Raw genomic sequence first — 20,840 nt, forward strand, 5'->3', positions numbered from 1 at the left:
TTCTCAGCCCTCCGAGGGGGCCAGGCGCTCCAGCTCCGCCTGGGTCGACTTGAGCAGGTCGTTCCAGGACGCCTCGAACTTCTCGACGCCCTCGTCCTCCAGAACCTGGACCACGTCGTCGTACGAGATCCCGAGCGCCTCGACGGCGTCGAGGTCGGCGCGGGCCTCCTCGTACGTGCCGGTGATCGTGTCGCCGGTGATCTCGCCGTGGTCCTCGACCGCGAGGAGGGTGGCCTCCGGCATGGTGTTCACCGTGTTCGGCGCCACCAGGTCGACGACGTACAGGGTGTCCTTGTACGCCGGGTCCTTCACGCCGGTGGAGGCCCACAGCGGACGCTGCTTGCGGGCGCCCGCGTTCTCCAGCGCCTGCCAGCGGTCGGAGGAGAAGACCTCCTCGTAGGCCTGGTAGGCGAGCCGGGCGTTGGCGACGGCGGCCTTGCCGCGCAGCGCCTTGGCCTCGTCGGTGCCCAGGGCGTTCAGGCGCTTGTCGATCTCGGTGTCCACCCGGGACACGAAGAACGACGCCACCGAACGGATGAGCGACAGGTCGAGGCCGCGCTCCCTGGCCTTCTCCAGGCCGGTCAGGTAGGCGTCCATGACCTTGCGGTAGCGCTCGAGCGAGAAGATCAGCGTGACGTTGACGCTGATGCCGAGGCCGATGACCTCGGCGATCGCCGGCAGACCCGCCTCGGTGGCCGGGATCTTGATGAGCGTGTTGGGGCGGTCCACCAGCCAGGCCAGCTGCTTGGCCTCGGCGACGGTCGCCTTGGTGTTGTGCGCGAGGCGCGGGTCGACCTCGATCGACACCCGGCCGTCCTGGCCGTCGGTCGCGTCGAAGACCGGGCGCAGGATGTCGGCGGCGTCGCGGACGTCCGCCGTGGTGATCATGCGGATGGCCTCTTCGACGGTCACCTTGCGGGCGGCGAGGTCCGAGACCTGCTGCTGGTAGCCGTCGCCCGAAGAGATCGCCTTCTGGAAGATCGTCGGGTTGGTGGTGACGCCCACGACGTGCTGCTGGTCGATCAGCTCGGCAAGGTTGCCGGACGTGATCCGCTTGCGCGACAGGTCGTCCAGCCAGATCGCGACGCCCTCCTCGGAGAGGCGCTTGAGTGCGTCTGTCATGGAATTACATCTCCTACGTGTCGTATATGAGCGTCAGCGCTGGGCGGCGGCGATGGATTCCCGGGCCTTGGCGGCCACGTTCTCGGCAGTGAAGCCGAACTCGCGGAAGAGCACCTTGCCGTCGGCGGAAGCACCGAAGTGCTCCAGGGAAACGATGCGGCCGGCGTCCCCGACGTACTTGTGCCAGGTGAGACCGATACCCGCCTCGACCGACACCCGCGCCTTGACGGACGGCGGCAGGACGCTGTCCCGGTACCCCTGGTCCTGCTCCTCGAACCACTCCACGCACGGCATGGACACGACGCGCGTGGGCACGCCGTCGGCCTCCAGCTGCTCGCGCGCCTCGACGGCGACGTGCACCTCGGAACCGGTGGCGATGAGGATGACCTCGGGGGTCCCGTCGGACGCCTCGAACAGGACGTAACCGCCCTTGACCGTGTCCTCGTTGGACTCGTACACCGGCACGCCCTGACGGGTCAGAGCCAGGCCGTGCGGGGCGCCCTTGCCGAAGACCTTCGTGTAGCGCCTGAGGATCTCGCGCCAGGCGATCGCGGTCTCGTTGGCGTCGGCCGGGCGGACCACGTTCAGGCCCGGGATGGCGCGCAGCGAGGCGAGGTGCTCGACCGGCTGGTGGGTCGGGCCGTCTTCGCCGAGACCGATGGAGTCGTGGGTCCACACGTACGTCACCGGCAGGTGCATCAGCGCCGACAGCCGCACCGAGTTGCGCATGTAGTCGGAGAAGACGAGGAACGTACCGCCGTAGACACGGGTGTTGCCGTGCAGGGTGATGCCGTTCATCTCCGCGGCCATGGAGTGCTCACGGATACCGAAGTGGATGGTGCGGCCGTAGGGGTCCGCGCCCGGCAGCGGGTTGTCCGCCGGCAGGAACGAGCTGTCCTTGTCGATGGTCGTGTTGTTCGACCCGGCGAGGTCGGCGGAACCGCCCCACAGCTCCGGGATCACCGCACCGAGCGCCTGGAGCACCTTGCCGGAGGCCGCGCGGGTCGCGACGCCCTTGCCGGGCTCGAAGACCGGGATCTTCTCCTCCCAGCCCTTGGGCAGCTCGCCCGCGGAGATGCGGTCGAAGTCGGCGGCCCGCTCGGCGTTGTTGTCCCGCCACAGCTGGAACGACTTCTCCCACTCGGCCTTGGCGGCGGCACCGCGCTCCCCGGCCTGCCGGGTGTGGGCGATGACCTCCTCGGCGACGTCGAAGCTCTTCTCCGGGTCGAAGCCGAGGACGCGCTTGGTGGCCGCGACCTCGTCCGCGCCGAGCGCCGAGCCGTGGGCGGCCTCGGTGTTCTGCGCGTTCGGGGCGGGCCAGGCGATGATCGAGCGCATCGCGATGAAGGACGGCTTGTCCGTCACCTTCTTCGCGGCCTCGATCGCGTTGTAGATGGCGTGCGGGTCCAGGTCGCCGTCCGGCTTCGGGGCGATGCGCTGGACATGCCAGCCGTACGCCTCGTACCGCTTGACGGTGTCCTCGGAGACGGCCGTCTCGGTGTCGCCCTCGATCGAGATGTGGTTGTCGTCCCACAGCAGGACCAGGTTGCCGAGCTTCTGGTGGCCGGCCATCGAGGACGCCTCGGCGGAGATGCCCTCCTGCAGGCAGCCGTCACCGGCGATGCAGTAGACGAAGTGGTCGAACGGCGACTCGCCCTGCGGCGCGTCCGGGTCGAACAGACCGCGCTCGTAGCGGGCGGCCATGGCCATGCCGACGGCGTTGGCGACACCCTGGCCCAGCGGGCCCGTGGTGGTCTCCACGCCCTTGGTGTGGCCGTACTCCGGGTGGCCCGGGGTCTTCGAGCCCCAGGTGCGGAAGGCTTCGAGGTCCTCCAGCTCCAGGCCGAAGCCGGCCAGGTAGAGCTGTGTGTAGAGGGTCAGCGACGAGTGACCGGCGGACAGCACGAAGCGGTCGCGGCCCACCCAGTCGGGGTCGGACGGGTCGTGCCGCATCACCTTCTGGAAGAGGGTGTACGCGGCCGGCGCCAGGCTCATCGCCGTACCCGGATGGCCGTTGCCGACCTTCTGTACGGCATCGGCGGCCAGGACGCGGGCGGTGTCTACGGCCCGCTGGTCCAACTCGGTCCAGTCGAGGTCTGTGGTGGTCGGCTTGGTGCTCACCCTGGGTCAGGGCTCCTCTCCACATGTTCGGTTACCGGTCCCCGGGCACACGCCCGCACCGGCTGCCGGTGCACTGGGTGCCCACCGGCCGTTGTCGAGCCTACCCCCGTAAGGACGTGCGTTTTTTCGAGTGTTTCCAGACTGCCGGGACTCTCGGGGATCCGCCTCCCGACTGGCCGAGAAGGCATTCGGCACATGAATACGGAACCGCTCATCTGACTGCTCAATCGAGCCACCCCACCCCTCTCCCGAGACGCCCGCCAACACGACCCCACCCCCGCGAAGGTCGGGGTATGGGCAACGTCTAAAGTGGCGTGGTACGCGCGAGCCTTTACCGTGAGTTCACACGGCGGGGCTCGCTGGGAGTCTCTGTCAGGGGTGTGCGTGACGGCCGTCGAATCCCGTCCTGGGGGCACCTCCCAGGCCCTTAAGGCACTGGGGGAGGGGGTGCTCGGTGCGAGCGAGAGCCCGAGCCACCGGCCGTTCGGGGCCCGTGTCAAAGCTTTCGTGGCGCTGACCAAGCCGCGGATCATCGAACTGCTGCTCATCACCACCGTTCCGGTGATGTTCCTGGCGCAGCAGGGTGTGCCCGACCTGACGCTGGTGCTGCTCACCTGCGTCGGCGGCTACCTCTCGGCGGGCGGCGCCAACGCGCTGAACATGTACATCGACCGGGACATCGACGCGCTGATGGACCGGACCTCGCAGCGTCCGCTGGTGACCGGCATGGTCAGCCCGCGCGAGTGCCTGGCCTTCGGCATCTCCCTGGCGGTCGTCTCCACCGTGTTGTTCGGTCTCACCGTCAACTGGCTGAGCGCCTGGCTGTCACTCGGAGCGCTGCTCTTCTACGTCGTCGTCTACACGATGATCCTGAAGCGCCGTACCTCGCAGAACATCGTGTGGGGCGGCATCGCCGGCTGCATGCCGGTGCTGATCGGCTGGTCGGCCGTCACCGACTCGCTCTCCTGGGCGCCGGTCATCCTCTTCCTGGTGATCTTCTTCTGGACGCCGCCGCACTACTGGCCGCTCTCCATGAAGGTGAAGGACGACTACGCGCGCGTGGGCGTGCCGATGCTGCCGGTCATCGCCTCCAACAAGGTGGTCGCCAAGCAGATCGTCATCTACAGCTGGGTGATGGTCGCCGTCTCGCTGCTCCTCACCCCCCTCGGCTACACCGGCTGGTTCTACACCCTGGTCGCCCTGGCGGCCGGCGGCTGGTGGCTCTGGGAGGCGCACGCCCTCCAGCACCGCGCGAAGGCCGAGGTGACGGGCGGAAAGCTCAAGGAGATGCGGCTGTTCCACTGGTCCATCACCTATGTCTCGCTGCTCTTCGTGGCCGTCGCGGTGGACCCCTTCCTGAGGTAAGGGTCACTTGGTCCCTCCGTCGCCAATCGATCTACCCGTCGGTAGCATCCTGTCCATGGCAGACACGCAGCAGGTTGACCAGAAGGCCGAGCGCAAGGTCGCGCGCCTCGCGAAGCGGATCGGCACCTTCGCCAGGGCCCACGGCGGAGCCGAGGGCCAGGTGGCCTACATCGGCGAACGCGGCGCCCGCATCGTCCTCGTCGGCGAGGACGGCGGCTGGGGCGACCTGGTGGCCCCGACGTACGAGATCGCCGAGCAGGCCGTCGCCAAGTCCGGCATCACCGTCCACGAGTCCTTCGACGGCGAGTTCGCGGCGAAGGTCCAGACGGGGCCTTACGAGTGGAAGCGGATGGCCGGCATTCAGATCGGCGGTTGAACAGGCGCCCGCAAGGGGCGCGGGGCTGTATCTGATGTGCGGCTCCGACGCGTGGGCGCGAACAACCCCCACCGGCCCGCGGCCGAAGAACGACCGCACCCCGCGACCTCCATCCCCGTTCACCCGTTAAGACGGACATGCAGCCGTCCACACGGGAGCCCGGATGATCGAGACGCCGAACCTGGTGGACCAGTACTGCCACGGAGTGCTCCGCACCGAGCTGGGCCTCGGCACCTTCGAGGCCCAGCTCGCCCGCACCGAAGGCCCCCCGGCCGCCGGCACCACCCTCTTCGACACCCAGACCGGTTTCGCGGTACGGCGCTGGTGCCCCCCGCTCCTCGGCCTGGAACCCCACTGCGCACCGGCCCGCTACCTGGCCCGGCGCCGCGAACTCGGCGTCCTGGAGGCCGGCCGCCGTCTCCTGCGCGGCAGCGGCATCACCACCTACCTCGTCGACACCGGACTGCCCGGCGACCTCACCGGCCCCGCCGAGATGGCCTCGACCGGCGCCGCCGCGGCCCGCGAGATCGTCCGTCTGGAACTCCTCGCCGAGCAGGTCGCCGACACCTCCGGCACCGTCGAGTCGTTCCTCGCCAACCTCGCCGAGTCGGTGCACGGCGCGGCCGCGAACGCGGTCGCCTTCACCTCCGTCGCCGGGGTCCGGCACGGCCTGGCCCTGGCCCCCGAACCCCCCGGTCCCGGTGAGGTGAGAGGCGCGGCCGGCCGCTGGCTGGCGGGCCGCCGGGTCGGCGGCGAGCTGGCCGACCCGGTCCTCCTGCGGCACCTGCTCTGGATCGCCGTGGCCTCCGGTCTTCCGCTGCAGCTGCACGCGGGCCTCGGCGAGCCCGGGGCCCGGATCGACCGCACCGATCCGGTCCTGCTCACCGACTTCGTCCGGGCCACCGCCGGCCTCGGCACCGACCTGGTCCTCCTGCACGGCTACCCCTACCACCGCCACGCCGCCCACCTCGCCGGCGTCTTCCCGCACGTGTACGCCGACTCGGGCGCGGCCCTGGTGCGCACGGGCGCCCGCGCCGCGACGATCCTCGCCGAGATCCTGGAACTGGCCCCCTTCGGCAAGATCCTCTTCTCCAGCGGCGCCCACGGCCTGCCCGAGCTGCACGTGGTCGGCGCCCGCCTGTTCCGCGAGTCCCTCGCCCGGGTCCTGGGCACCTGGGTCGCGGAGGACGCGTGGTCCCTGGGCGACGCCCAGCGCGTGGCCGGACTGATCGCGGCGGGGAACGCGAAACGGGTGTACGGGCTGGAGTGAACTGTCCAGACTGAGCGCATGGACACCGAGACGTTACTGGCCCGCTTCGTCCGCGAGCTGTCGGCACTGGATCCCGTGGCCGCCTGGGCACACGGCTCGCTCGCCGCTGGCGACGACTACCAGGAGGGCCGCAGCGACCTGGACCTGATCGCGGTCCTGCCCGGCCCGGTGACCCCGGCCGTCGTATGGCGGATCCGGGTGGCGCACGCCCGGATGCGCGCGCTGCCGCTCGCCGCCGTCCTGCACTGCACCTACCTGACCCCGTCTACCGCGGCCGACCCCGCCCGCCGCCACTGGACCTGGGCGCACCAGCGGCTGTTCAGACGGGCGGTCACCCCGGTGACCCGGCGTGAGCTGCACGCTTTCGGACGGGTGCTGCACGGTCGGGCCCCAGCCGCACTGCTGCCACCCGTGACGAAGCGGGAACTCGGCGACTTCGTCGTCCGCGACCAGCGGGAGTACTGGCGACCCGCCGTCGACAAGGCCTCGCGGTGGACACAGGCCGTCTGGGTCGATCTGGGCCTGATCACCTTCGCCCGGGCCACGGTCACCGCCCGCGAGGGCCGCCTGATCTCCAAACGCGAGGCACTGGACCTGCTGCCCGGCCTGGGGGCGCCCGCCGAGGTCGTCGAGGACATCCGAAGCCGCCGCTACGACGCTCGTCCCGCCGCGCCCACCAAGGACTGGACGGCGCGCCGGGCCCGGCTGACCCGGGACTACCTGGGCCCGGCGATCGACGCGCTCACGGCGTCGTACGGCTGAGTCGGCACGTCGGCCGTGGTCTCGGCGCGTTCCCGCAGCGAGAACAGGACCCGCAGCACGCCGATCCACACCAGGCAGGAGCCGAACATGTGCAGGCCGACCAGGACCGTGGGCAGGTGCGTGAAGTACTGGACGTACCCGATCACGCCCTGACCGAGCAGGATCAGGAACAGGTCGCGGACGCGGTCCCGCGGACCCTGGGGCGCGCCGACGCCCTTGAGGAAGAACCACAGGGCGAAGGTCAGCGACACCACGATCCAGGCGAACACCGCGTGCAGCTCGGCGACGCCCGACCAGCTGACGTCGATGCGCTCGACGTCGCCGGAGTCGCCCGGGTGCGGTCCCGCGCCGGTCACCACCGTGCCCGCGGCGATGAGCAGCAGCGACACGGCCACCAGGGCCCACACCAGCTGCTGCACGGCCCTGCCGACCAGTGGACGGGGCTCGCCGTCACCCTCGCGGGTGCGCTGCCACATCAGGGCGGCGACCGTGATGAGGGCCGTCGCCAGCAGGAAGTGCGCGGCGACGGTGTACGGGTTGAGGCCGACGAGCACCACGATGCCGCCCAGGATCGCGTTGCTCATCACGAGCCAGAACTGCGCCCAGCCCAGCCGGGTCAGGCCGCGCCGGAACGGCTTCTGGGACCGGGCCGCGATGATCGCCCAGCCGACCGCCGCGCACAGCACGTAGGTCAGCATGCGGTTCGTGAACTCGATGGCGCTGTGGTAGCTCAGCGCGTCGGTCGGGGTCAGCGAGCCGGCGGTGCACTCGGGCCAGGTCGGGCAGCCGAGCCCGGATCCGGTGAGCCGCACCGCGCCGCCGGTGACCACGATGACCACCGACATGACGAGCGCGGCGAGAGCCGCCCGCCGGACGGTCCGGGGCTCCGGCGTCCAGTGATCGGCGATGAAGGCGAGCGGGTTGCGCAGCGCCGCTACGAGGTCGGCGGGGGTCAGCTTTGGCACGGGCACCATGGTAGGGGGCCGCTTGTGCATGCGTTCACGAGGGTGCCGCGTCAGGAGCGATCGACGGGTGCGGCTCGGGCTCGGGCAGCGTCTCGCTGAAGAGCGCCTCCTTGATCCGGCGGGCTCGGCCACGGAGCTCCGCCTTCGCGGTCGCGTCCGTGGTGCACTGTGCAAGGCGTTCGTACACCGCGACGAGCGAGGGATGGCTGTCGCCGAGACGGGTACGGAAGATTTCTTCGGCGAGCAGCAGCGTCTGCTCGGCGTTCACTTCCTCGCCCGTGGAGAGGACGACCGTGCCGCCGGTGGCGATCAGGACGGCGCCGAGGCGGGAGAGGGTCTTGGCCCGGTAGGGATGTCCGGCGTCGTAGGATCCGCGGTAGATGGACTCCGCCTCCAGCAGGGCGGCCAGAGCCTCCTGGTGGCGCCCCTGGGCCAGCCGTAGAGACCCCAGCTTGTTGAGGCAGGCCGCGTACTTGTGTTCCTCGCTCTCGCGGCGTTTGAAATGCAGGGCCACCACCGGTCCGAGGAGCGCGTCGGCCTCGTCGAGCCGCTGGCGTGCCTCGCGCATCATCCGGACGCGTCGCATCGGATGGTGGGTCTCCCGCGCGCGGGCCCGCGCCTCCTCGGCGCGGCGCCGCAGGACGTCCGCCAGGAACTTGCAGACCTGCGAGGTCTCGAAGTCGTCGGTACCGCGGTTGCCGTCGAAGACCACGAGGGCGGCACGCAGCTCGCGCTCGGCGGTCCCCAGGTCGCCCCGGTCCTGGGCGACGATGGCCCGGTCGCGCTGCAGCATCGCCCGGAAGACCAGATGGTCGCGGGGCTCCTCGCTGCCCTGGCTGGGCATCCGGTCCTCGGCGCCCTGGTAACGTTCCAGCGCCTGCCTCAGCTGCCCCGCGTTGCGATGGATCAGGCCGAGTTCCTGCTCGGCGACGGCCCGGTCGAGGTCCTCCCAGCGGGCTTCCGGGCTCTCGTACATCGAGATGGCGAGTTCCATCGCTTCGAGAGCCTCGGTGAACTTGGCGCGTTCCCGCAGGATCCCGCCCAGCAGCCGCTGACAGTTGGCCCGGAGCGGCAGAAACCCTGGGACGCCCTCGTGGCTCTCGCACTCGTCCAACGCCGCACGGCACTCCTGCTCCGCCTTGGCGAGCTGTGCGCGCCGATAGCGCTGGTTGGCCACGGACAGCCGAGCCGTCGTACGCCCCAGATAGTCGTCGGTGTGCAGACCGCGGAGGACCGCCTCCTGTTTGAAATAGTCCAGGGCGCGGTTCCAGTCGCAGCGGTGTTCCTGGTACTGGCCGACCCGGTGCAGGAGACGGGCCAGTGCCTGGGGGTCGCGGGCAGCGCCGAGCTCGTGGTCCCCGGCGTCGGCGGCCCAGGCCAGCTCGGCGGTCACCGCCACGACGTGGGGCATCAGCCCCTCGCACATGATGCGCTGGTCCAGCTGCCACGGTCGTTTCGGGAACGCCGCTTCGAGGAGCTGGACGGCGGCCTGTGACCACAGCAGTCGCGACTCCTCGTCCATGTCCTGGCGGACGTGGAACTGAACCTGGGGGTGCATGGCGTAGGTGACGGTGTTGAGCCTGCTGTCCCCGGTGCGGCGCAGCAGCGAGTAGTCGGACAGCCGACGTACCACGTGGTTGAACGCGGCGGGGTCCTCCATGACGTCCCGCAGCGGAGAGGGGACCACCGCTCGGTTGCCCAGCAGCATGTCCTTGCGCACGTCCTCGGAGGCCAGGAAGGAACAGAGGCGCATGAGGTCCTCGGCAACCGGGTCGGCGGCCGTCACCCGTTCGAAGGCGAGCCGGAAGGTGACGGCGACGACATTGCGGCCTTTGGGCAGGTCGGGCAGCCGGTGCAGATATTCCGGGACGGAGATCTCCGTCCCGGCGATGTACGCACCTGCCTGTTCCAGTGCGAGAGGCCACCAGTCCAGTTGCGCACCCAGCTTTTCGAGCTGTCCGTCGCTGCTCTCGTCGTCGACGCGGACCCTGAGGAAGGCGAGACCGTCCGCGGCTCCGAGATCGGACAGCTCGATCAGGGTGGAGACGGCGCGGTGCCCGTCCCAGCCCTCCCGCTGTTGAGTGGTGATCAGGACCTCGCCGTGCCCGGCCCGCGGCAGCAGAGACTGACGTGAGTCCTCGCTCTCCTCGTTCAGCGGTCCGATGCTGCCCCGTCGCACGTCGTCGTACACGAGCAACCAGCCGGGTGAATCACGCAGCTTTCCCCAGAGCCGGTTGAGCATGACGTTCTTGGAGTCGTGCTCCGGAATGCCGAGGCAGGCCGCCAGCTCCAGCAGGTCGCTTCTGAGCCGCTCGTAACTGGATGCCGACAGCCACCACACCAGGGAACGGTGGTGCCTGAGCCGCTCCTCGGCGTAGGCGGCGGCCAACTGGGACTTGCCGACACCGGCCAGCCCGTGGACGACGGCGATCCTGATGCCACCGTTGCGGCGGCCGGGCCGTAACGCCTTTGCGATGTCGCGGAGTTCCTGTTTGCGTCCGGTGAAGTACCTCGAGGGATCGGGAAGGTTGGGCGGAGGTACGTATAACGAGCCCTGGGCCTCGGCTTCGTCGGTGGAATGCGGGGAGCGGGGGTGGACGATGAAGTACCCCGAGATCGCGGAGACGCCTCCGAGTATCCCGGCGCTCGAAGCCAGCTCCACAAGCCGAGTACCGTCCGTGTCCTGCGCAATCACGGACAAAAAGATCGCCACGGCCCCTGTGACGGAGCTGAGGACGGTCTTGGACAGTCGCTTATCGGGCACTATCCGCATGACGCTCCCCCCGGCTATGCCCATGCTGTAGCGTCCCATTCTCCTCGCCGGTTCGACCGGCGCCAGAGCAACTGCGCGGAACCAGTCGGCGTCTATGCGGAGTGTCCTGTCCCGGTACTAGGTCGTTAGCCCGGCGTTCGTTTCGGGCATTCGCGACAACCAGACGGAGGCACGGTGCAGTGGCAGCAGGTAGGGCTCGACACCGAGGAGGGGTCTCCTCCGGATCACCCTCTGCACATCGGTCTGGTCCACTGGTCCTTTCCGCCGTGCGTGGGTGGGGTGGAGACCCATCTCTGGGAGTACTCACGGGCTTTGGTGGCCCGTGGGCACCGGGTCACGGTGTTCACGGGGACCCCGAGTCCCGAACGCCCCCGCGAAGGTGTCGAGATGCATGCGCACCGGTTGCTCGACCTGTCCGTGTCGCGCCATGACGACGAGCAAGAGGTGCGGGAGCTGGCCGACTGGTTCCGTGCGCACCTCACCCGGGACCGCGATCCCATCCGCCTTGTCCACGGGCACAACCTGCACCATTTCTCCAGCGTCCCGGCCCGGGCTCTGAAGAGCCTCCAGAAAGAGCTCGGACTGGTCCTGCCGCACACCTACCACAGCATCTGGCGCGATCCGCAGGGCGAGGAACTGGCCCGGGAGTGTGCTGTCTGGGATGTCCACCACGCGGTGTCCGACTTCCTGGTCAGTGAGTGTGCCGAGGTGCTGAAGAAGCCCGTGGACCGTACTTACCTGGGCGTGGACACCCAGCCTTATCTCGACGTCCCCGAACTCGGAGAGATCGGACCGCGTCCCGTCGTCCTCCTGCCGGCCCGGCTCATTCCGAACAAGGGCGCCGCAGTGGCGATCACGATGCTGCGGAAGATCATCGACCGCGGTGCGGAGCGTACGGCCGGCACCCCACCGTTCAGGCCTCGTCTGGTTCTGACCGATCCGGCCTCCACGGTCGACTTCCATCATGAGAAGAGCGGCTTCCGCGCCACTCTGGAGCGGCTCGTCCGGGACCACGGGCTCCGCGAGGGGGAGGGACAGGACGTCGAGTTCCGGCAGGCGGGCGTCGACGACATGCGCAAGCTCTACGAGGAGGCGGCGGTCGTCGTCTACCCGTCCCGGTTCGACGAGCCCATGGGGCTCGCCCCGCTGGAGGCGATGTGCGCGGCCCGGCCCGTGGTCGCCACCGGCGTCGGCGGCCTGGGCGAGGGCGGAAGCACTCTGGTCCCGCCGTGTGAGGACGAGGACGCGCTGGCCGCCCAGTTCGCCGACCTGGTGTGGGGGCTGCTCGCAGAGCCGGACGCGGCCAGGAAGGCCGGCCACTTCGCCCGTGAACACGTCAGGGACCGCTTCGACCTGGTGCGCGTCTACGTCGAGCCCATGGTTGCCGAGTACGCCCGTCTCCTCGGTGCGCCTGCTCAGCCCACGTATCGCCACCCCTCGGGCAGTTCGGGAACCGCGCAGCCGCCGTCCTCGGTGACCTCGACCGCGAGCGGCCGGCCGTCCAGCACCAGTCCGCGTACCTTGATCGGCACCCGCATCGCGGGTCTCGCTGCGAGAGTCCTGCGGGCGGTGTCGGGCCGCAGCCCCAGCAGCGCGGCCAGCACAGCCACCCCGGACGCCGCCGACCAGCCCTGCGGCCGGCAGGCGGCGGGATAGGCCAGGGGGGCGGGGGAGCCGTTGCTGCGGGCGTCGCCCGCGTACAGCTCCGGCATCCGGTACCCGAAGTGGGTCGCGGCGTCGAGCAGTCCGTGCAGCAGGGCCTGTGCCTCCCGGTGGTGTCCCGTCGCGCACAGCCCACCCACCGCGATCGCCGTGTCGTGCGTCCACACCGAACCGCCGTGATAACTGAGAGGATTGAAGCCGGGCACGGCGGCCGACCGGCTGCGCAAGCCCCACCCGGAGTTGAACTGAGGGTGGGCCAGCCAGGCGGCGACGTCACGGCAGCCGTCCTCGTCCAGGATGCCCGTCGACAGCAGCTGTCCCATGTTCGAAGCGGGACCGCTGACGGGGGTGGGGCCGTGGCCCACCGCGATGGCGACATAGCGGGCGGCCGGCCCGTCGGCGGACGGCAGCCAGAACAGGTCGGCGAAACGCTTCTTTAGGGCGGTGGCCCAGTTCAGGAGCTGTTGGGCCTCGTCGGGCCGGTTCCGGTGCTGGAGCAGTTCGGCCAGGCCGTTCGCCGCTTCGTACGCGTACCCCTGCACCTCGCACAGCGCCAACGGCGGCTCTATGTGGCGGCCCTCGGCGTCCCGTACCGCGTCCTCGCTGTCCTTCCACGACTGATGACGCAGCCCATCGGGCCGGGGTGGGTTGTATCGGAGCAGGCCGTCGGTGTCCTCGCCGGTGCGTTCCAGGACCCAGCGCATGGCACGTTCCGCATACGGCAGCAGCGCGTCGACCTCGGCGTCCGGCAGCCCCCAGTGCCAGGCCTCCACCAGCAGTGTCACGAACAGCGGGGTGGCGTCGACCGAGCCGTAGTAGTGGGAGGGGAGCAGCATGCCGTTGCCGTGCAGGGCCGTGGCGGGGCGCAGTTCGTGGAGGATGCGTCCGGGTGCCTCCTCCCGGAAGACGTCGTGCTCCTTGCCCTGACGGCGGGCCAGTGCCCACAGGGTGCCACGGGCCAGGTCGGTGCCGAGCGGCAGCAGCATCCGTGCCGACCAGAGCGAGTCCCGGCCGAACAGGGTGAGGTACCAGGGGCAGCCCGCCGCGATGAACTGGTCCTCGGCACCGCCGTCGGTACCGCCCAGCGGGTCCGCGAGCCGCAGCGCGTCGAGGTCTCGCAGGCCCCAGGACACCAGATCCCGTAGCCGCCGGTCGTCGGTCTCGACAAACGGCTCGCTCCACGGGGTGGGGTCACCCGGGCGTATCGGATGTCCCGGCGGCTCGGGAACCGCACGGCCCACGACAGTGACCGTGACCTGCCACGACTCGCCCGGTCTCAGGACCACCGGCGACCAGGTGAGGGTGCCGCCCTCGGGGCCGTCGGCGACCGCGGGGCCGGTCACGGACGCGGTGGTACGGAGTTCCGCGTGCCCGGAGGCGGAGCGCCATTCCAGTCCCACCCCGCCGCGCGACCCGGTACACGGCACGGGCGCCCGGCGGAGGCCCCGCTTCACGTCGGCGATGTCGGCCAGGTCGGTGGCCGCGGCCAGTTCCACCCGCAGCCGGCGCTCGCGGGTGCCGACGTTGCGCAGCGAGATGGTCTCGCCCATGCCCGCGGTGCGCACCCGCTCGACGATCATCGTCGGATCGTCCGTACGGTCTCTCGGGTCGCGAAGGACCGCGGTGAACCGCACCTGATGCGGGCTGAGGGACTGGACACCGATGGGCTCGGGCTCCCGGTCGTTGAGGAGCAGGCACAGCGTGTGCAACAGACGGCGGTCATGGTCGTAGAAGCCCTGGACGTGTGCGCCGCGCAGTTGTCCGTCGCGCGGTGAGGCGGCGAAGGCCGGGGCGTCGACACAGATGACGACGTCGTGCAACAGCGGCTGCAGTGATCTTGGTGCTGGTGAGTCCGCAGATTCGAACACGGGTGGGGGTCTTCCCGCTGCGTGTGCCTCTCATTCGCGCGGGAGACACGAGGGCGTCACCCGTCGCACCCCGCAAGACCGGACCGCGTCATTCCCCGTCACTCCCAGCGGAAGAACCTACCCGCAGCCCCCAGCCCCACCACAGCCCACACCGCCAGGATCCCCAGGTCCCTCCAAGGCATCCCCGCCCCGTGCTGCAGCACGTCCCGCAGGCCGTCCGACAGTGCGGAGATCGGCAGGAGGCCGAGGACGGACTGGGCCCCGCCGAACTTGTCCAGCGGGACGATGACCCCGCCGCCCACGAGCAGCAGCAGGAACACCAGGTTGGCGGCCGCCAGGGTCGCCTCCGCCTTCAGAGTGCCCGCCATCAGCAGGCCGAGGCCGGAGAAGGCGGCCGTGCCGAGGACCAGGAGGAGCAGGACGGCGAGGGGGTTGCCGTGCGGGGACCAGCCGAGGGCGAAGGCGATCACCGTCAGGAGGATCACCTGGAGGACCTCGGTGACCAGGACCGACGCCGTCTTCGCCGTCATCAGGGCCCAGCGGGGCAGCGGGGAGGAGGCGAGGCGCTTCAGGACGCCGTAGCGGCGCTCGAAGCCGGTCGCGATGGCCTGGCCGGTGAAGGCCGTGGACATGACGGCGAGGGCGAGGATGCCGGGGGTCAGGAAGTCGACCGACTTGCCGGATCCCGTGTCGACGACGTCCACCGAGCTGAAGAGCACGAGGAGGAGTGTGGGGATCACCACCGTCAGCAGGAGTTGCTCGCCGTTGCGGAGCAGCATTCTCGTCTCCAGCGCCGCCTGCGCCGCGATCATGCGGGGGAGCGGGGCGGCTCCCGGCCGGGGGGTGAAGGTGCCGGTGCCGGTATCGGTCGTGGTGGTCATGAGCGCAGCTCCTTGCCCGTGAGCTCCAGGAAGACGTCCTCCAGCGTGTGCCGCTCCACCGAGATGCGGTCGGGCATCACGCCGTGCTGGGCGCACCACGAGGTCACCGTGGCCAGCAGCTGGGGGTTGACCTTGCCGACGACCCGGTAGGAGCCCGGGGTCAGCTCGGCGGCCGTGGAGTCGGCCGGCAGCGCCTTGAGGAGCGAGCCGACGTCGAGGCCGGGGCGGCCGCTGAACCGGAGGGTGTTCTCGGCGCCGCCCTTGCACAGCTGTTCGGGGGAACCCTGGGCGATCACCCGGCCGGCGTCGACGACGGCGACGTCGTCGGCGAGCTGCTCGGCCTCCTCCATGTAGTGCGTGGTGAGGATGACCGAGACGCCGTCGGCGCGCAGGTCCCGGATCAGGTCCCAGGTGGCGTGGCGGGCCTGTGGGTCGAGGCCCGCCGTCGGCTCGTCGAGGAAGACCAGCTCCGGGCGGCCGACCACGGCCATGGCGAGCGCGAGGCGCTGCTGCTGGCCGCCGGAGAGGCGGCGGTACGACGTCCGGCCGCAGCTGCCGAGGCCAAGCCGCTCCATCAGGGCGTCCACGTCCAGCGGATGCGCGTGCAGCTTCGCCACGTGCCGCAGCATCTCGTCGGCGCGGGCGCCTGAGTAGACGCCCCCGGACTGGAGCATCACGCCCACTCTGGGGCGCAGCTCGGCGGACTGCCGTACGGGATCGAGGCCCAGGACGCGCACCGCGCCGGAATCCGGCTTGCGGTACCCCTCGCAGGTCTCGATCGTGGTCGTCTTGCCCGCCCCGTTGGGGCCGAGTACGGCGGTCACGCCCGCCTCGGCGGTCAGATCGAGGCCGTCCACAGCGGTCTTGGCGCCGTACCGCTTCACCAGGTCCCGCACCTGGACCACCGGCTCACTTCGCATGGTGACAGAGTCTAAGGACGCCTGCCGTCACCCGGACGGCCGGGTGCTAGATCTCCTCCTCACGGGGACGGTGTACGGCCAGCCATCGCTCGGCGTAGGCCACGGCTTCCGCCACGGGGAAGAGCCGGGTGGCCGCCGCGCCGACCTCTCCGCGGACGACGGCACTCCGGTCGCGTTCGAAGTCGTAGCCCAGTTCGTCGAAGCGGTCGGAGGTGATCGACACCTCGGTGACCTCCTCCCAGCCGCCGCCGGGGGCGGGACGGCCGACCCGGACGCGCGGAGAGGGGATCCGGTACTCGGCGAGGTGGAAGCTGGTGCAGGTGGCGTAGCCGGTGCCGAGCATGAGCACGCGCGCGTGCAGTTTCTCCAGCCGGGCCAACGGGCTCCGCTCGCCGAGCCGGCAGTCGGGGGCGTGGCCGTCGAGGATCTCCGCCGCGCGGGGGCCGACGGCCGCGAAGGAGGTCTGCGGGTGGGCGCTGCGCAGCGCGCCCGGCCAGGTCCGCACGGCCTCCGGGATCACGCCGACCCCACGCGAGGGGGTGGTCCTGGGGTCGTACGGCGGCATGGTGGCCCGGATCGTCTCCCACCACTCCTCGGGGACCGGCGGATTCCGCCACACCGCGGGGTCCGAGAGATCGCCGGTCTGGGTGGGCACCACCAGGGTGCCCTCCGGGCCGAGGGCGTCGAGGAGGGCCTGGACGACCGCCACGGCTCCGCCGTTCACCCACCCGAGGGAACTGAGCGAGGTGTGTGCCAAGAGGGTGTCACCGGTCTTGACACCGAGCAGGCGAAGCTGCCCGGCGAGGGCGCCCCGGGTGACAAGAGGGCCGGTCGGAGGGGGTGTGGGCATGGTTCAGGAGTGTTCCCGAGGGGGGCCGTGGAACGCCACCCGATTGGCTGAGGGATGATCGATCAAAGATCGTTTCCGCAGGTCAGCGCCGGTGCTTGGTTAGGTATGCCTAAGTGATGCAGGGCACCGTCCCGTCGCCCGGACGCCGCTTGCCTGGCTCTGAGGAATTACGCAACAATGGCGTTGTGAAAAACGTCGGCGAGGCTCGGGAGACCCCCACGGGGACCCCGCAGGAGGAGCTAGCGACCGGTGAGCGCTCGACGCGCAACCGGGTCGCGCGGTCGATCCTGGACCACGGGCCGTCGACCGTCACCGAGCTGGCCGGACGCCTGGGCCTGACCCCCGCGGCCGTACGCCGGCATCTGGACGCGCTGGTCGCCGACGACGTCGTGGCGGCACGCGAGCAGCGGGTGTACGGCACGCGGACGCGCGGCCGGCCCGCCAAGGTCTTCGCGCTCACCGACTGCGGCCGGGACGCCTTCGACCAGTCGTACGACAAGCTCGCCGCCGACGCGCTGCGCTGGATCGCCGAGCAGGGAGGCGGCCAGGAGGCGGTCGCCGCCTTCGCGCGGGCCCGGATCACGGCCCAGGCGCGCGCCTACCGCAAGGCGATCGAGAGCGTGAGCCCCGACGAGCGCACGGAAGCGCTGGCCAAGGCCCTGAGCCTGGACGGGTACGCTGCAACGGCGCGCACCGCACCGGTCGGCGAACAGCTGTGCCAGCACCACTGCCCGGTCGCCCACGTCGCGGAGCAGTTCCCCCAGCTGTGCGAGGCGGAGACGGAGATCTTCGCCGAGCTGCTCGGAACGCACGTACAGCGACTGGCGACCATCGCGCACGGCGACGGCGTCTGCACGACGTTCATCCCCAAGATTTCCACTGACGCATCTGCTAGCACGGCCGGGAGGAACCCCGCATGACTCTCCCCACGGAGACTGCCCACCCTGAGCTCGAAGGCCTGGGCAAGTACGAATACGGCTGGGCCGACTCCGACACGGCCGGCGCCTCCGCCAAGCGCGGCATCAACGAGGACGTCGTCCGGGACATCTCCGCGAAGAAGTCCGAGCCCGAGTGGATGACCAAGCTCCGCCTCAAGGGCCTGCGCCTCTTCGAGAAGAAGCCCATGCCGAACTGGGGCTCGGACCTCTCCGGCATCGACTTCGACAACATCAAGTACTTCGTGCGCTCCACCGAGAAGCAGGCGGAGTCCTGGGAGGACCTGCCCGAGGACATCAAGAACACCTACGACAAGCTGGGCATCCCGGAGGCGGAGAAGCAGCGCCTGGTCGCCGGTGTCGCCGCCCAGTACGAGTCGGAGGTCGTCTACCACCAGATCCGCGAGGACCTGGAGGAGCAGGGCGTCATCTTCCTGGACACCGACACCGCGCTGAAGGAGCACCCGGACCTCTTCAAGGAGTACTTCGGCACCGTCATCCCGGTCGGTGACAACAAGTTCGCCTCGCTGAACACCGCCGTGTGGTCGGGCGGCTCCTTCATCTACGTCCCGCCGGGCGTCCACGTGGAGATCCCGCTCCAGGCCTACTTCCGCATCAACACGGAGAACATGGGCCAGTTCGAGCGGACCCTGATCATCGTCGACGAGGGTGCCTACGTGCACTACGTCGAGGGTTGTACGGCCCCGATCTACAAGTCGGACTCGCTGCACTCCGCGGTCGTCGAGATCATCGTCAAGAAGAACGCCCGCTGCCGCTACACGACCATCCAGAACTGGTCGAACAACGTCTACAACCTGGTCACCAAGCGCGCCGTCGCCTACGAGGGCGCCACCATGGAGTGGATCGACGGCAACATCGGCTCCAAGGTGACGATGAAGTACCCGGCCGTCTACCTGATGGGCGAGCACGCCAAGGGCGAGACCCTCTCCATCGCCTTCGCGGGCGAGGGCCAGCACCAGGACGCCGGTTCCAAGATGGTCCACATGGCGCCGAACACGTCGTCCAACATCGTGTCGAAGTCCGTGGCGCGTGGTGGCGGCCGTACGTCCTACCGCGGTCTCGTCGAGATCGGCGAGGGCGCCGCCGGATCCAAGTCGAACGTGCTGTGCGACGCGCTGCTCGTCGACACGATCTCCCGCTCCGACACGTACCCCTACGTGGACGTCCGCGAGGACGACGTGTCCATGGGCCACGAGGCGACCGTCTCCAAGGTCTCCGAGGACCAGCTCTTCTACCTGATGAGCCGCGGTCTCTCCGAGTTCGAGGCGATGGCGATGATCGTGCGCGGCTTCGTCGAGCCGATCGCCAAGGAACTGCCCATGGAGTACGCCCTCGAACTCAACCGGCTGATCGAGCTCCAGATGGAAGGCGCGGTCGGCTAAGCGACCGCCGTCACCGTCACGCCACTCACGTAAGAAAGCGAGCAGACCGACAGCCATGGCTGAGGCTCAGAACTCCCCGGTGGGCTCCACCACCGCCGGCGCCATCGCGGTGGCCGCCGAGTCGACCGTCGCCACGCGCATGAGCGCGCCCCCCTCCTTCGACGTCGCGGACTTCCCGGTCCCGCACGGCCGCGAGGAGGAGTGGCGGTTCACCCCGCTGGAGCGCCTGCGCGGGCTGCACGACGGCACGGCGGTCGCCACCGGCGACAGCCTGAAGGTCACGGTGGAGGCCCCCGAGGGCGTCACCGTCGAGCTGGTCGGCCGCGACGACCCCCGGCTCGGCCGGGCCGGCACCCCGGTGGACCGGGTCGCCGCCCAGGCGTACTCCGCCTTCGAGCAGGCCGGCGTGGTCACCGTCCCCAAGGAGACGGTGCTCACCGAGCCGATCCGGATCAGCGTGCACGGCCAGGGCGGCGTCGCCTTCGGCCACCAGGTCATCGAGCTGGGTGCCTTCGCCGAGGCCGTCGTCGTCATCGACCACACCGGTGACGTGGTCACCGCGGCCAACGTCGAGTACGTCCTGGGCGACGGCGCCAAGCTCACCGTCGTCTCCGTCCAGGACTGGGACGACAAGGCCGTCCACGTGGCCCAGCACAACGCCCTGGTCGGCCGGGACGCCAGCTTCAAGTCCGTGGTCGTCACCTTCGGCGGCGACGTCGTACGACTGCACCCGCGCGTCGCCTACGCCGGCACCGGCGGCGAGGCCGAGCTGTACGGCCTGTACTTCACCGACGCCGGGCAGCACCAGGAGCACCGCCTGCTGGTCGACCACAACACCCCGCACTGCAAGTCCAACGTCGCCTACAAGGGCGCGCTCCAGGGCGACGACGCGCACGCGGTGTGGATCGGTGACGTCCTCATCGAGGCCAAGGCCGAGGGCACCGACACCTACGAGATGAACCGCAACCTGGTCCTCACGGACGGCGCGCGGGTCGACTCGGTGCCGAACCTGGAGATCGAGACCGGCGAGATCGTCGGCGCCGGCCACGCCTCCGCCACCGGCCGCTTCGACGACGAGCAGCTCTTCTACCTGATGGCCCGCGGCATCCCGCAGCACGAGGCCCGTCGCCTCGTCGTCCGCGGCTTCTTCGCCGAACTGGTCCAGCAGATCGGTGTCGCCGACATCGAGGAGCGCCTGCTCGCCAAGATCGAGGAGGAGCTGGAGGCCTCGGTCGCATGACGTCCACTGCGTTCGTACGCGCCTGCGGGCTGAGCGAGCTGGAGGAGGACACCCCGAAGCGGGTGGAACTCGACGGCACGCCGGTCTCGGTCGTGAAGACCGAGGGAGAGGTGTTCGCCATCCACGACATCTGCTCCCACGCCAACGTCTCGCTCTCCGAGGGCGAGGTGGAGGACTGCCAGATCGAGTGCTGGCTGCACGGCTCCAGCTTCGACCTGCGCACCGGCAAGCCGTCCGGCCTCCCGGCCACGCGCCCCGTCCCCGTATACCCCGTAAAGATCGAAGGGGACGACGTGCTCGTCTCCCTCACCCAGGAGTCCTGAGGCA

General features: G+C 70.1%; 16 protein-coding genes and 1 pseudogene. 9 read left to right on the plus strand and 8 right to left on the minus strand.

From position 1 onward, the window contains the following. Positions 1–3: 3 nt before the first annotated feature. Both tal and tkt read right to left on the minus strand, forming a co-directional pair. Positions 4–1,122, minus strand: a complete 1,119-nt coding sequence (gene tal, locus ACFY6U_RS15535; protein ID WP_390038343.1) for a transaldolase — start codon at positions 1,120–1,122, stop codon at positions 4–6. A 33-nt stretch (positions 1,123–1,155) separates the two neighbouring features. Continuing rightward, positions 1,156–3,243 (minus strand): transketolase, encoded by a 2,088-nt coding sequence (gene tkt / locus ACFY6U_RS15540; RefSeq protein WP_390038345.1) that lies wholly within the window; start codon positions 3,241–3,243, stop codon positions 1,156–1,158. Between the two features lie 378 nt (positions 3,244–3,621). On the opposite strand from tkt, the gene ACFY6U_RS15545 reads away from it, so the two are divergent. The 4 genes from ACFY6U_RS15545 (at position 3,622) to ACFY6U_RS15560 (ending at position 7,016) form a co-directional block, all read left to right on the plus strand. After that, positions 3,622–4,608 carry a heme o synthase gene (locus ACFY6U_RS15545; RefSeq protein WP_390038346.1) on the plus strand — a complete coding sequence of 329 codons (987 nt, stop codon included), beginning with the start codon at positions 3,622–3,624 and terminating at the stop codon, positions 4,606–4,608. A 55-nt stretch (positions 4,609–4,663) separates the two neighbouring features. Beyond that, positions 4,664–4,984 carry a hypothetical protein gene (locus tag ACFY6U_RS15550; protein WP_390038348.1) on the plus strand — a complete coding sequence of 107 codons (321 nt, stop codon included), beginning with the start codon at positions 4,664–4,666 and terminating at the stop codon, positions 4,982–4,984. Positions 4,985–5,147: 163 nt separating this feature from the next. Next, a complete protein-coding gene (locus tag ACFY6U_RS15555) occupies positions 5,148–6,254 on the plus strand; it encodes an amidohydrolase family protein (protein ID WP_390038349.1) in 1,107 nt (368 codons plus the stop codon). Positions 6,255–6,272: 18 nt separating this feature from the next. Then, a complete protein-coding gene (locus ACFY6U_RS15560; protein ID WP_390038351.1) occupies positions 6,273–7,016 on the plus strand; it encodes a nucleotidyltransferase in 744 nt (247 codons plus the stop codon). On the opposite strand, the gene ACFY6U_RS15565 is transcribed toward ACFY6U_RS15560, so the two are convergent. Together ACFY6U_RS15565 and ACFY6U_RS15570 are read right to left on the minus strand one after the other, a co-directional pair. Next, entirely contained in the window at positions 6,971–7,990 is a 1,020-nt protein-coding gene (locus ACFY6U_RS15565; protein ID WP_390038352.1) for a heme A synthase, read from the minus strand. The genes ACFY6U_RS15560 and ACFY6U_RS15565 overlap by 46 nt on opposite strands. A gap of 25 nt (positions 7,991–8,015) precedes the next feature. Further along, positions 8,016–10,676, minus strand: a complete 2,661-nt coding sequence (locus ACFY6U_RS15570; RefSeq protein WP_390038354.1) for a tetratricopeptide repeat protein — start codon at positions 10,674–10,676, stop codon at positions 8,016–8,018. A 357-nt stretch (positions 10,677–11,033) separates the two neighbouring features. On the opposite strand from ACFY6U_RS15570, the pseudogene ACFY6U_RS15575 reads away from it, so the two are divergent. Continuing rightward, positions 11,034–12,014: pseudogene (locus tag ACFY6U_RS15575) on the plus strand (glycosyltransferase family 4 protein); the annotation flags it as partial. 155 nt (positions 12,015–12,169) lie between these two features. Here ACFY6U_RS15575 and ACFY6U_RS15580 read toward each other — a convergent pair. The 4 genes from ACFY6U_RS15580 to ACFY6U_RS15595 all read right to left on the minus strand — a co-directional run bounded on the left by ACFY6U_RS15580 (position 12,170) and on the right by ACFY6U_RS15595 (position 16,935). Next, positions 12,170–14,236 (minus strand): glycogen debranching N-terminal domain-containing protein, encoded by a 2,067-nt coding sequence (locus tag ACFY6U_RS15580; RefSeq protein ID WP_390038356.1) that lies wholly within the window; start codon positions 14,234–14,236, stop codon positions 12,170–12,172. A 146-nt stretch (positions 14,237–14,382) separates the two neighbouring features. After that, entirely contained in the window at positions 14,383–15,165 is a 783-nt protein-coding gene (locus ACFY6U_RS15585) for an ABC transporter permease (protein WP_390038358.1), read from the minus strand. After that, positions 15,162–16,085, minus strand: coding sequence for an ABC transporter ATP-binding protein (locus tag ACFY6U_RS15590; RefSeq protein ID WP_390038360.1), 924 nt, complete (start codon positions 16,083–16,085; stop codon positions 15,162–15,164). Before ACFY6U_RS15590 ends, ACFY6U_RS15585 begins: the two co-directional genes overlap by 4 nt. 46 nt (positions 16,086–16,131) lie before the next feature. After that, complete coding sequence (locus ACFY6U_RS15595) at positions 16,132–16,935, minus strand: aminoglycoside N(3)-acetyltransferase (protein ID WP_390038362.1); 804 nt, start codon at positions 16,933–16,935, stop codon at positions 16,132–16,134. A gap of 185 nt (positions 16,936–17,120) precedes the next feature. Between ACFY6U_RS15595 and ACFY6U_RS15600 the strand changes: the two genes are divergently transcribed. The 4 genes from ACFY6U_RS15600 to ACFY6U_RS15615 are packed head-to-tail and all read left to right on the plus strand — an operon-like array spanning position 17,121 to position 20,836. After that, the gene (locus tag ACFY6U_RS15600; RefSeq protein ID WP_390038364.1) at positions 17,121–17,855 is read left to right on the plus strand and encodes a helix-turn-helix transcriptional regulator; all 735 of its coding nucleotides are present in this window, start codon (positions 17,121–17,123) and stop codon (positions 17,853–17,855) included. Continuing rightward, the gene (gene sufB, locus ACFY6U_RS15605) at positions 17,852–19,273 is read left to right on the plus strand and encodes a Fe-S cluster assembly protein SufB (RefSeq protein WP_351485764.1); all 1,422 of its coding nucleotides are present in this window, start codon (positions 17,852–17,854) and stop codon (positions 19,271–19,273) included. The genes ACFY6U_RS15600 and sufB overlap by 4 nt, the downstream gene beginning before the upstream one ends. A 55-nt stretch (positions 19,274–19,328) precedes the next feature. Continuing rightward, positions 19,329–20,513, plus strand: coding sequence for a Fe-S cluster assembly protein SufD (gene sufD / locus ACFY6U_RS15610; RefSeq protein WP_390038366.1), 1,185 nt, complete (start codon positions 19,329–19,331; stop codon positions 20,511–20,513). Beyond that, positions 20,510–20,836, plus strand: a complete 327-nt coding sequence (locus ACFY6U_RS15615) for a non-heme iron oxygenase ferredoxin subunit (protein ID WP_293997009.1) — start codon at positions 20,510–20,512, stop codon at positions 20,834–20,836. The genes sufD and ACFY6U_RS15615 overlap by 4 nt, the downstream gene beginning before the upstream one ends. Positions 20,837–20,840: the final 4 nt, after the last annotated feature.

Source organism: Streptomyces sp. NPDC013157, from assembly GCF_042899865.1.
Lineage (GTDB): Bacteria > Actinomycetota > Actinomycetes > Streptomycetales > Streptomycetaceae > Streptomyces.

Excerpts from the sequence above, each read along its gene's own strand:
- tal (WP_390038343.1), bottom strand. The coding sequence starts at position 1,122 with ATGACAGACGCACTCAAGCGCCTCTCCGAGGAGGGCGTCGCGATCTGG.
- ACFY6U_RS15615 (WP_293997009.1), top strand. The coding sequence starts at position 20,510 with ATGACGTCCACTGCGTTCGTACGCGCCTGCGGGCTGAGCGAGCTGGAG.
- ACFY6U_RS15555 (WP_390038349.1), top strand. The coding sequence starts at position 5,148 with ATGATCGAGACGCCGAACCTGGTGGACCAGTACTGCCACGGAGTGCTC.
- sufB (WP_351485764.1), top strand. The coding sequence starts at position 17,852 with ATGACTCTCCCCACGGAGACTGCCCACCCTGAGCTCGAAGGCCTGGGC.
- ACFY6U_RS15565 (WP_390038352.1), bottom strand. The coding sequence starts at position 7,990 with ATGGTGCCCGTGCCAAAGCTGACCCCCGCCGACCTCGTAGCGGCGCTG.
- ACFY6U_RS15595 (WP_390038362.1), bottom strand. The coding sequence starts at position 16,935 with ATGCCCACACCCCCTCCGACCGGCCCTCTTGTCACCCGGGGCGCCCTC.
- ACFY6U_RS15585 (WP_390038358.1), bottom strand. The coding sequence starts at position 15,165 with ATGACCACCACGACCGATACCGGCACCGGCACCTTCACCCCCCGGCCG.
- ACFY6U_RS15550 (WP_390038348.1), top strand. The coding sequence starts at position 4,664 with ATGGCAGACACGCAGCAGGTTGACCAGAAGGCCGAGCGCAAGGTCGCG.
- ACFY6U_RS15590 (WP_390038360.1), bottom strand. The coding sequence starts at position 16,085 with ATGCGAAGTGAGCCGGTGGTCCAGGTGCGGGACCTGGTGAAGCGGTAC.
- sufD (WP_390038366.1), top strand. The coding sequence starts at position 19,329 with ATGGCTGAGGCTCAGAACTCCCCGGTGGGCTCCACCACCGCCGGCGCC.
- ACFY6U_RS15560 (WP_390038351.1), top strand. The coding sequence starts at position 6,273 with ATGGACACCGAGACGTTACTGGCCCGCTTCGTCCGCGAGCTGTCGGCA.